Annotated in this window: 6 protein-coding genes and 1 other RNA gene; 2 read left to right on the forward strand and 5 right to left on the reverse strand. The window is 54.4% G+C overall.

Translation table 11 applies throughout. The annotated features are described in order from the left end of the window. Positions 1-91: 91 nt before the first annotated feature. Positions 92-502 carry a 1,4-dihydroxy-2-naphthoyl-CoA hydrolase gene (gene menI / locus GA0061071_RS17545; protein ID WP_088236899.1) on the reverse strand — a complete coding sequence of 137 codons (411 nt, stop codon included), beginning with the start codon at positions 500-502 and terminating at the stop codon, positions 92-94. Next, positions 499-3,555, reverse strand: a complete 3,057-nt coding sequence (ydiJ, locus tag GA0061071_RS17550) for a D-2-hydroxyglutarate dehydrogenase YdiJ (protein WP_088236900.1) — start codon at positions 3,553-3,555, stop codon at positions 499-501. Before ydiJ ends, menI begins: the two co-directional genes overlap by 4 nt. 209 nt (positions 3,556-3,764) lie before the next feature. Between ydiJ and ydiK the strand changes: the two genes are divergently transcribed. Next, a complete protein-coding gene (gene ydiK / locus GA0061071_RS17555) occupies positions 3,765-4,871 on the forward strand; it encodes an AI-2E family transporter YdiK (protein ID WP_088236901.1) in 1,107 nt (368 codons plus the stop codon). Positions 4,872-5,064: 193 nt separating this feature from the next. Beyond that, positions 5,065-5,172, forward strand: an RNA gene (gene rprA / locus GA0061071_RS17560) — antisense sRNA RprA. Between the two features lie 54 nt (positions 5,173-5,226). On the opposite strand, the gene GA0061071_RS17565 is transcribed toward rprA, so the two are convergent. The 3 genes from GA0061071_RS17565 to ppsA form a co-directional block, all read right to left on the reverse strand. After that, on the reverse strand, positions 5,227-7,605 hold the full coding sequence (locus GA0061071_RS17565) for a glycoside hydrolase family 3 N-terminal domain-containing protein (RefSeq protein WP_088236902.1): 2,379 nt from the start codon (positions 7,603-7,605) through the stop codon (positions 5,227-5,229). Beyond that, the gene (locus tag GA0061071_RS17570; protein ID WP_061495223.1) at positions 7,602-9,011 is read right to left on the reverse strand and encodes an MFS transporter; all 1,410 of its coding nucleotides are present in this window, start codon (positions 9,009-9,011) and stop codon (positions 7,602-7,604) included. Before GA0061071_RS17570 ends, GA0061071_RS17565 begins: the two co-directional genes overlap by 4 nt. Positions 9,012-9,225: 214 nt before the next feature. After that, positions 9,226-11,604: a phosphoenolpyruvate synthase gene (ppsA, locus tag GA0061071_RS17575; protein WP_061495105.1), complete on the reverse strand. Its 2,379-nt coding sequence runs from the start codon at positions 11,602-11,604 to the stop codon at positions 9,226-9,228. Positions 11,605-11,758 lie beyond the last annotated feature (154 nt).

An 11,758-nucleotide genomic window follows, 5' to 3' on the forward strand; every position in this document is an offset into this window, starting at 1 on the left:
TGCGCAATATAGCACGAAGCGTCAAAAAGCTATGTAAAGAATAATGAATAAAATATGAAGTTTTACGCTGGATTACTGCCTCAGGGTATGCTTAAACAACCGCCGTGGTCAGACGTGATGAGCAGCATAAGCGCGACTGCTCATCAAAGATATCGATCTGCCAGACCTGGTGTCGTTTGCCGGTATGCAGCGCGCGGCAAACCCCACGCACGCGCCCGCTTCGCACTGAACGCAGATGGTTGGCGTTGACTTCCACGCCAACCACGTTCTGCTCACCTTCCGTGCATAAATACCCCGCCACGGAGCCTAACGTTTCCGCCAGCACCACCGATGCGCCACCGTGCAGCAAGCCAAATGGCTGATGAGTTCGGTTATCTACCGGCATTGAGGCTTCAAGCGCATCCTCGCCGATGCGCTCAAAACGGATATCCAGTAAACCGACCATATTGCCATCGCCCATAGCATTCAGCGCTTCCAGCGTTACTACGCGTTTCCAGATCATCCCACTATCTCCAATAAAGCCTGCAACGGATGGCGCACGCCATTCCCTTCAACACGTTTCACCTGGCTTCGGCAAGAGTACCCTGTCGCCAGGCAGCGATTACGCGGCAAACGCTGCATCGCCTGGTGCCAGGAGAGCTCGTAAATACCGAGTGAATTTGCATGGTTTTTCACTTCATGGCCGTAGGTCCCGGCCATACCGCAGCAACCAACGCTGACATTTTCCAGCTTCGCGCCAAAACGCGCAAAAATCGACGCCCACTGTCCCGGCGCGGTGGGCAGTGCCGTGACTTCGGTACAGTGACCGAACAGATACCAGGGTTCGCCGCTGATAGCCGGTGCATCTTCGCTGTCAGGTACCGTCGCTAACCATTCATGCACCAGTTGCACATGGAAATCCCCGCGTTTATCCCCCAGCGCCAGTTTGTACTCATCGCGGTAACAGAGCACCAACGCCGGATCAACGCCTACCATTGGCATCTCCAGCTGCGCCACGCGATTAAGGAAATCTGCCGTCTTCTGCGCGGTTTTCGCAAAGCGGTTCAGGAAGCCTTTAATATGCTGCGCTTTACCATTAGGCGAGAAGGGTAAGACCACCGGCTGGAAACCGAGTTTCTCTACCAGACGAACAAAATCAGTCACCACTTGCGCATCGTAATAGCTGGTAAACGGATCCTGCACCACCAGCACGGTTTTCGCTTTTTGTGCCGCATCCAGTTGTTCAAGCTGTTCCAGCGTCATATTGGCCGTACGGTGCCCAACCATTTGCCGTTGCAGCGACGGCACCGACAATAACGGTAAATCCACCATGCCAATATGTTTTGCTGACAGCGAGCGCACCCAGGGCTGACTCATAAAAAAGTTAAATGTCTTAGGCGCGCGCGCCATCAGCGGCGCATAGCTTTCAACGGTCGCCACCAGATGATCGCGCACGGGTCGCAGATAGCGACTGTGGTAAATCTGCAAGAAGCGCGAGCGGAACTCCGGCACATCGATTTTAATCGGGCACTGCGTGGAACAGGCTTTACAGGCCAGACAACCCGACATGGCCTCTTTCACCTCGTGGGAGAAATCATACTCACCGCGGCGTGCATGCCAGCTATTACGGGTACGCTCAATCAGCGTGCGCAGGCTGGCGCGTTTTTCGGGCAGTTCTTTTTCCAGCTTAACGGGATCGATACCCCGATCCGCCAGCAAACGTAGCCACTCGCGCACCAGCGTCGCCCGGCCTTTTGGCGAATGGATGCGGTTGGCAGAAATTTTCATCGACGGGCACATCGGGCTTTTTACATCGAAGTTAAAACACAAGCCGTTACCGTTACACTCCATTGCACCGCGCCAGGAGGCGCGAACAGCAATCGGGATCTGTCGATCGAGCGTGCCGCGTTTGACATCATCCACCCGCTTCATCGGCGCATCGACGCCTTCCGGCGGGCAAATCTTACCAGGATTCAAACGGTTCTGCGGGTCAAATACGGCTTTCACTTTCCGCAGTTCGCCGTAAAGTTGTTCACCGAAGAACGCCGGGCTGTATTCGGCGCGGAAACCTTTCCCATGTTCGCCCCACAGCAGACCACCATATTTTGCCGTTAGCGCAACCACTTCATCGGAAAGGGTCTTCATTAATATTTCTTGTTGCGGATCGCACATATCCAGCGCCGGACGGACATGCAACACCCCGGCGTCGACATGGCCGAACATACCGTAACTCAGACCATGGCTGTCCAGCAGCGCTCTGAATTCCACAATGTAATCCGCCAGATGCTCCGGCGGCACACAGGTATCTTCGGCAAAAGGAATTGGCTTAGCGGCTCCTTTCGCGTTCCCTAACAGACCAACGGCTTTTTTACGCATCGCGTAGACGCGTTCAATCCCCGCCAGATCGTCGCAGACCTGCCAGCCAATCACCCCACCCTCGCCATTTGCCATCAGCACATCGAGGCGTTCGCAAAGGGACTGCACCTGGCTGTCAATAAGCGCCTGATCATCACCGGCAAATTCAACAATATTCAGGCCAAGCAGGGTCTTATCCGGCACATCGGTGATCAATTCGCTTACCGAATGCCAGACGATATCCTCTCGCGCCAGATTAAGAACTTTGGAATCAACGGTTTCCACCGACAACGCCCGGGCTTCCACCATAAACGGCGCATTACGCAGCGCGGAATCAAAAGAGTCGTACTTGACGTTAACCAGGCGGCGTACTTTCGGCAGCGGGGTGATGTCGAGCCGTGCTTCGGTAATAAACGCCAGCGTCCCTTCTGAACCGGTAAGAATGCGCGTGAGGTCAAACTCGGTCATCTCATCGTTAAAGACGTGGCGCAGATCGTACCCCGTCAGGAAGCGGTTCAGTTTTGGGAATTTATCAAGAATTAATTGCCGGTTATCACGGCAACGCTCCAGTACGGTTTTATAGATACGCCCAATGGCGGTATTGGCCGCGCCCAGCGTTTCAGCCAACGCCACAGGCATGGCTTGCGTATCCAGAATATCCCCGCCCAGCAGCACGGCGCGAACCCCCAGAACGTGATCGGAGGTTTTTCCGTATACCAACGACCCCTGGCCGGAGGCGTCGGTATTGATCATCCCTCCCAGCGTCGCACGATTACTGGTCGACAGTTCCGGCGCAAAAAAGTAGCCGTAAGGTTTAAGGTATTGATTGAGTTGATCTTTGATCACTCCCGCTTCGACACGCACCCACCCCTCTTCCGGGTTGATCTCCATAATGCGGTTCATATAGCGGGACATATCGACGATGATACCCTGGTTTAACGCCTGACCATTGGTGCCGGTACCGCCGCCGCGCGGGGTAAACACCAGCGACTGGAAACGCGCTTCGGATGCGAGGCGGGTAATAAGCGCAACGTCTGACGTAGAACGGGGGAAAACAACGGCATCCGGTAATAGCTGGTAAATACTGTTGTCTGTCGCCATGGTCAGCCTGTCGGCATAACTTGTGGCGGTATCACCGGTAAAACCTTGTTGCTCCAAAGCCTGCAAAAAATTCAGCACCAGCTGAACGACGCCGGGTGCCTGGGAAATCTGTGGGATCATTATGCTTGACCCTGCCTGACGGTGAGTGTTGTAAAAGGTTAATCGTTTGCTTTCAGCATTCATCGTTGTATCACATTTTTTTCTTATGCGCCCATGAGAATTACAGGCAGAATCAGACTGTCCAAAATCGCTGAAATCATTAATCATTATCTCTGTTGATTTCCTGATACACCGAATTTTCGGCCATTCAATAAAGGTGAGTTATACATATGGTTGATTTACGTCAGTCCAGGGATGTACCGCAAATCATGCTGTCGGTACTGTTTTTAGCCATCATGATTATCGCCTGTCTGTGGGTCGTACAGCCCTTCATTCTTGGGTTCGCCTGGGCGGGCACGGTAGTGATTGCCACCTGGCCGCTGCTGTTGCGCCTGCAACGTCTGCTGTTTGGTCGCCGCTCGTTGGCGGTGCTGGTGATGATGCTGCTGCTTATCCTGCTGTTTATTATCCCTGTAGCACTGCTGGTTAACAGCCTGGTTGACTCCAGCGGTCCGGTGATCCACGCGGTGACAAGCGGCGCGATGGCACCGCCGGAACTGGCCTGGCTGCACAGCATTCCGCTCGTTGGCGACAAGCTTTACGCCGGCTGGCACAACCTGCTGGATATGGGCGGCAGCGGCATTATGGCGAAACTGCGCCCTTATGTCGGCGCCACAACCACATGGTTTGTCGGCCAGGCTGCGCATATTGGTCGCTTTATGCTGCACTGCGCGCTGATGCTGCTATTCAGCGCCCTGCTCTACTGGCGTGGCGAACAGGTGGCGCAGGGGATCCGTCACTTCGCCGTGCGGCTGGCGTCCAAACGCGGCGATGCCGCAGTAGTGCTGGCCGGGCAAGCGATCCGCGCCGTAGCGCTTGGTGTGGTGGTTACCGCACTGGTGCAGGCCGTGCTGGGCGGGATTGGCCTGGCCATCTCCGGCGTGCCGTACGCCACACTGCTTACCGTGGTGATGTTGATGACCTGTCTGGTGCAACTTGGGCCGCTGCTGGTGCTAATCCCGGCGATTATCTGGCTCTACTGGAGCGGTGATTCCCCCTGGGGCACCGTACTGCTGGTGTGGAGCTGCGTGGTGGCAATGCTGGATAACGTTATCCGTCCGGTGTTAATCCGTATGGGCGCCGATCTGCCGCTGATCCTTATCCTCTCCGGGGTGATTGGCGGCCTGGTCGCGTTTGGCATGATTGGTTTGTTCATTGGTCCTGTCTTATTGGCCGTTTCCTGGCGTCTCTTTTCTGCCTGGGTTAACGAGGTTCCACAACCGGAGGCAACGGACAACACGCTGAATGATGTACAAAATTTAGACAGCAAATCCTGAATGCAAACAAGGCGGGTGCAAGCCCGCCTTAAATGATTATTAAGCAGCACTTATCATTTATCTGCCTTATTTCTGAGCACACCCCTTCAGACCCCGTAAAATGCGCCATTCTGCGCATATATTCTTTACGTACGTTTAACTAATGAGACGAATCTGATCGACTCAAAAATCCCGCATGCCTACTATTAGGCTCAAGGTTATAGATCAACATCTTGATTTATAAGCATGGAAATCCCCTGAGTGAAACAACGAATTGCTGTGTGTAGTCTTTGCCCATCTCCCACGATGGGCTTTTTTTTATCCTCAGTTTGCCGGGCCGCCACCGTGCAGTGACAGCCCGAACAATTCACGCGGGTTATTGGCTGTCGTTCACTTCGCAGTGACTTAGCATTTTCCACTGTTGCGGCAACACCCGGGTTTCCCCCGTCACGCTGACGGTTACCCGACCGCGAATGTCTGCTGAAGATGCGCCAACCTGCAGTTCAAACTCACCCGCCTCTACAATGCGTTTCCCATCACGCCGGGTGAAATTCAGCATATCCACCGGCAAAGTAAAGGTCAGCGTCGCCGATTTTCCGGGTGATAACGCAACCCGCTGAAAGGCTTTCAGCTCCTTCACGGGCCGAACCATCGAGGCGACGTTATCGCGCACATAGATCTGAACCACCTCGTTGCCGCTGCGCTCGCCCACGTTTTTCACCCTCACCTGCAAGCGGATATCGCCTTCAATCGGGACTTCCGGGGTGAGTAAGACAGGCTGACCATATTCAAACTGCGTCCAGCTTTGTCCATACCCAAACGGATAACGGGAACCAAAATGGAATGCATAGGGCGTTCCACCGCTTTTTAGCTTGTGGTTGTAATAATACGGCATTGCGCCTGCGCTTTTCGGCACACTCACCACCAGACGCCCCTGTGGCTCGGCACGCCCGGTCAGCACATCAGCAATGGCGTGGCCACCTTCCTGTCCCGGCGCCCAGGCCATCATCCATGCCGCTACGCGCGTCTCCAGCCCTTGCAGGTTGTACGGACGACCGCCGGTCATCACGACCACCACCGGTTTACCTGTTGCCACCAGCGCCTCCAGCAGTTGTTGCTGTACGCCAGGCAACGTCAGGCTGTCAGTGTCGGAACCTTCCCCCACTGTTCCGCTCTGGAACAACCCGGCCAGATCGCCCACGCAGGCGATAACCACATCGCTCTCCTGCGCCACGCGCACCGCTTCCGGAATCAGTCTTTGGTCCATCGACACCGGTGATTGTTGCATCGGCTTACCTGAGGCATCACCCGGAAATACCGGCGCACCCGCCATGCGTTTTTCGATAATGTGGCAACCTTTAGCATAGCGAACGTTCTCTTCTCCCAATTGCTTGCGCAGTGCCGCCAGCGGCGTTGTCACCTGCGTGGTCTCTTCCAGCATATCGCTGATGATCAAATGAACCGGGAAGCTATAGCCGCTGAGTAACGCCAGCGGATCGTCTGCCGTGGGGCCAACCACCGCTACGCGTGGCGTACCGCTGAGCGGTAGAATGCCATTGTTTTCCAGCAGCGTGAGCGAGCGTGTCGCCACATCCCGCGCCACCTGACGTGTATCATCGGATTGCAAGCGGATGCCTTGTTCATCGGTATACGGATGTTCAAACAGACCGAGGCGGAACTTCACTGTCAACACACGAGCGACGATCTCATCCACTTTCGCCATCGATATCAGTCCACGTTCAACCGCCTGTGCCAGATGGCGTGCGCAATCATCTTTCGGCAGTTCCACATCCAGACCCGCATTGAAAGATAATGCCGCTGATTCGGCTGCATCGTGAGAGATCCCATGATGCTGATGCAACAGACTGACGCCGCCATAATCGGCGACAATGATGCCGTCAAATCCCCACTGCTCCCGCAGCAATGTGGTCAGCAAGAAATGATCACTGTGACCCGGCTGATTATCGATATCGTGATAGGCAGGCATCAGCGAACCGGCTTTCGCCATTTTTACCGCCATCTCGAAAGGCAGCAGAAATGTGTCGTTCAGTTCGCAAAAGCCCAGATGCACCGGCGCATGGTTGCGCGCGCCTTCGCTGAAAGAGTGGCCCACATAGTGTTTAAGCGTGGCCAGCATATCGCCCTTCTCACCCTGTAACCCTTCAACGTAGGCGCAGGCCATTACTCCAACCAGCCAGGGATCCTCACCGAATGTCTCTTCGGTGCGCCCCCAGCGCACATCCCTGGACACATCCAGCACCGGGGCCAACCCCTGTTTACAGCCTGTGGAGCGCGCCTCCTGCCCAATGTGCCAGGCAGCGCGTTTGATCAATTGGGGATCCCAGGTTGAACCGTAATTCAGCGACGACGGGAACAGCGTAGCGTCTTTGCATAACAATCCCACCAGACACTCTTCATGGAACAGAGCGGGAATACCCAGCCTCGTCTCCTCCACCAACGTTTTTTGCAGGCGGTTGGCCGCACGCACGCCGCGTTTTGCATCCACAATGTGTGTACCCAGCGGACGCGTAATCTGCCCGACACCCAGCTTTAGTCGCTGCGCCAGCGCCGCCTGGGCACTCACGCCGGCGAACTCATCACTGAGATCGGTACGTTCACGGTGCTCACCATGTTCATCGAGCACCAGCCATAAGGCGTGCATTTGTGCGAATTTTTCCTCTGGCGTCATACGCGCCAGTAAATCTGCCACACGTTCTGAAACAGGTCGGTTTGCATCTTTATACAGTGCGGTCATCGGCTGACTCCTGTGTTACTGAAATCCGGTGAGGCCTGCGGCTCCGTCGCGCTTTTGCTGATATCGCGTTTACGCATCAATTGCTGAGCAATAGTGTCAGCAAGCTGGCTGTTGAGTTTGTAACGGGTCAGCAGCAGCACCATACAAATAAACAGCAGGCAAGGAATGAGGGTGAAGAGCGCATTGATGGTGGTGAGCACCGTAGGGCTTTGCAGCGCCTGATTGGGCGCATAATCCACGGCACCCAGTACCCATCCCACCACCGCGCCACCGAGAGCGAGGCCAAATTTGATCGCGAACAACGCAGTAGAGAACACCAACCCATCCAGACGTCGCCCGCTGCGATGCTCTTCATAATCCACCACATCGGAAAACATGGTCCACTGCAGTGGCGTCGTCAGGTTTTGAATAAAACTGAACACAATGTTCAGGCCAAAGATCAGCCATACCTGAGAAGGCGGGATAATAAAGATCAGTGCGGCAAAAACCACGAAGGTAATAATCGTCCATTGATAGGCGCGGACACGGTCGAATTTACCCAGCAAACGGGCAGACAACAGTGCACCGGCGAGAGCGGCAAGCATACCGGAAACAATAAAGGTGAAGACCATCTCCGGTCGCTGTAATACATACTTGACGTAATACATGGTGGCCGAACCACGCGTCACCACGGCGGTTAACAATAAAATATTGAACAGAAACACAATGCGCCACTGACTGTTCGCCGCCAGCAGTTTCAGATCACTCAATAGCGAACCGCTAGTGTCGTTGCGCGGCGTAAACCGCTCGCGGGTCATGAAAAAACAGCCGAAGAACAACACAATCCCGAGCAGGCCCATCATGCTCATGGCGTAAAAATAGCCCTTTTGATCATTACCACCGCCAAGATGCGACACCAGCGGTAAGGCAATCACCGTGACAACCAACCCGCCAATAAAAGACAGGCCAAATCGCCAGGACTGCAACGAATGACGTTCATGAGGATCCATTGTCAGCGCGCCGGGCATTGCGCAGTACGGAACATTAATCGCGGAGTAGATAAAGCTCAGGATCGCATAGGTGACGCAGGCATAAATGATTTTTGCCGTCGCGCCGACGTCCGGTACATAGAAAGTAATGAGGCAGCTCACACCAAACGGAATGGCGAACCACAGCAGCCACGGACGGAAGCGGCCATGCCGGGTTTGCGTGCGATCCACCAGCGCGCCAATACAGGGATCGACAAAAGCATCGATCACGCGCACCACCAAAAACATGGTGCCCATGATCGCGGCGGGTAAACCAAAGACATCGGTATAGAAATACGCAAGAAACAGTGTTGCGGTTTGCCAGACAAGGGCGCTTGCCATATCACCCAGGCCGTAACCTATTTTGTCTGTAGTACGAAGGACAGAGGGAATTGTCATTTTTATCAGCCTTGTGAGGTTAAAAATTTTTCAACCTGGCGCGAAATTCGCATCGCGCCGCTCACTACCGGCTAAAGTATTGGAAGAAGAAAACCGGCTCACAATTGCAATAATTGCCAGGCTTTTTACGATTTTTAGTTATTGTGATCGAAGACGACTTCGCGTTTGAAATAAAAAAATCCCCGACGTTATGCCGGGGATTTTCATTTAGCCGTTATTTTTTTAGCTCAGCAAGGCTCAACCAGGTCTGAACGACGGTATCCGGATTCAGGGAAAGGCTGTCGATGCCTTCATCCATCAACCATGCGGCAAAATCTTCATGGTCGGACGGCCCCTGCCCGCAGATGCCCACATATTTGCCCTGTTTCTTCGCCGCGCGAATAGCCATTGAAAGCAGCGCCTTCACCGCATCATTGCGCTCGTCAAACAGTTCAGATACCACACCGGAATCACGATCGAGACCAAGGGTCAATTGCGTCATGTCGTTGGAACCAATAGAGAAGCCATCGAAATATTCGAGGAACTGTTCCGCCAGTAACGCATTCGAGGGGATCTCACACATCATAATAATTTTGAGTCCATTCTCGCCGCGTTTCAGCCCCTGACGCGCCAACTCGTCCACGACGGCTTTCGCTTGTTCAACGGTGCGCACGAACGGGATCATAATTTCAACGTTGGTCAGCCCCATATCGTTACGCACGCGTTTCACCGCTTCACACTCCAGCGCGAAGCAGTCGCGGAAGCTGTCAGCAACATAACGGCCCGCCCCACGGAAGCCAAGCATCGGGTTCTCTTCTTCCGGTTCGTAGCGTTCGCCGCCGACAAGGTTTGCATATTCGTTCGATTTGAAATCGGACAAACGCACAATCACGCGTTTTGGCCAGAAAGCCGCGCCGAGCGTGGAAATGCCTTCCGTCAGGCGACCGACGTAGAACTCGACCGGCGAATCAAACCCTTTCATCATCTCGCGGATTTCGCTTTGCAGCTTCGGCTCCTGGTCATCAAACTCCAGCAGCGCACGCGGGTGCACACCAATCATACGGTTGATGATGAATTCCAGACGCGCCAGGCCAACGCCTTCGTTTGGCAGGCAGGCAAAATCAAAGGCGCGATCCGGGTTGCCAACGTTCATCATGATCTTCAGCGGCAGATCCGGCATGGTGTCTACGCTGGAGCTTTTCACGCTGAAATCCAGCAGATCGGCATACACGTAACCGGTGTCCCCTTCGGCGCAGGAGACGGTGACTTTCTCACCGGTTTTGATGCGCTCCGTTGCGTCACCGCAACCCACTACCGCCGGGATCCCCAGCTCACGGGCAATGATCGCAGCGTGGCAAGTACGGCCGCCGCGGTTAGTGACTATCGCTGCCGCTTTTTTCATGATCGGTTCCCAATCCGGGTCGGTCATGTCGGTGACCAGCACGTCGCCCGGTTGGATCAGGTTCATTTCGCTAATGTCCTGGATCACTTTCACCGTGCCCGCGCCAATGCGATGCCCGATAGCACGGCCTTCAGAAACGATTTTTCCCTGCGCATGCAAGGTATATCGTTCCATCACCTGACCACGTGAACGCACCGTTTCAGGACGCGCCTGGACAATAAACAGTTTGCCGGTATGACCATCTTTTGCCCATTCAATATCCATTGGACGGCCATAGTGTTTCTCGATTTGCACCGCCTGTTTCGCCAGCGCCTGCACTTCCTCGTCGGACAATGAGAAACGGTCACGATCCGCCTGCGGCACATCTTCGATTTGCACCTGCTTGCCATGTTCTTGCGTCGGTGCATAGATCATGCGGATTTTTTTCGAACCCATGGTGCGGCGAACAATCGCCGGACGGTTAGCAGCCAGCGTCGGTTTGTGCACGTAGAATTCATCGGGGTTAACCGCACCCTGCACCACCATCTCACCCAAGCCCCACGCGGAGGTGATAAACACCACCTGGTCGAAGCCGGACTCGGTATCAATGGAGAACATAACACCGGATGAGCCGATGTCGGAACGCACCATCCGCTGGACGCCAGCAGACAGCGCCACACCACGGTGATCATAGCCCTGGTGCACACGGTAGGAGATGGCGCGGTCATTAAACAGGGAAGCGAACACATGCTTAATCGCCACCAGCACCGCATCATAACCTTGCACATTGAGGAAGGTTTCCTGCTGCCCGGCGAAGGAGGCATCCGGCATATCTTCGGCGGTGGCCGATGATCGGACCGCGAAGGACGCTTGCGCATCATCTTCCGATAATTTTGCGTAAGCATCATGAACGGCCTTTTCCAGCGCTGGCGTAAACGGCGTCTCGACCACCCACTGGCGGATCTGTGTGCCGGCTTTTGCCAGTTCGGAAACATCATCGATGTCCGTTTTATCCAGTAGTTCATAAATACGTTGGTTCAGCCCGCTTTGCTCAAGGAACTGATTAAACGCATAGGCGGTGGTTGCAAAACCGTTCGGTACGGATACGCCGACACCGGACAGATTAGTAATCATCTCACCAAGGGAGGCATTTTTGCCTCCAACTCTGTCTACATCATTCATGCCGAGTTGGTCATACCAAAGCACCAGCGGAGACGAGTCATTGTTGGACATCGAAACAATCCTTTTGTGATATATGAATGGGTAAAACACCAGACTACCCATTAATCCTGGCATAATTAATTCCGTTGAAAAAACGGTGAATCGTGTAAGCAATTACGATTTCTGGTTTTTCGGACAGATTCCCATCAATCTGCGGTCCTCGGTA

Origin of the sequence: Kosakonia oryzendophytica (assembly GCF_900094925.1) — a bacterium.
Lineage (GTDB): Bacteria > Pseudomonadota > Gammaproteobacteria > Enterobacterales > Enterobacteriaceae > Kosakonia > Kosakonia oryzendophytica.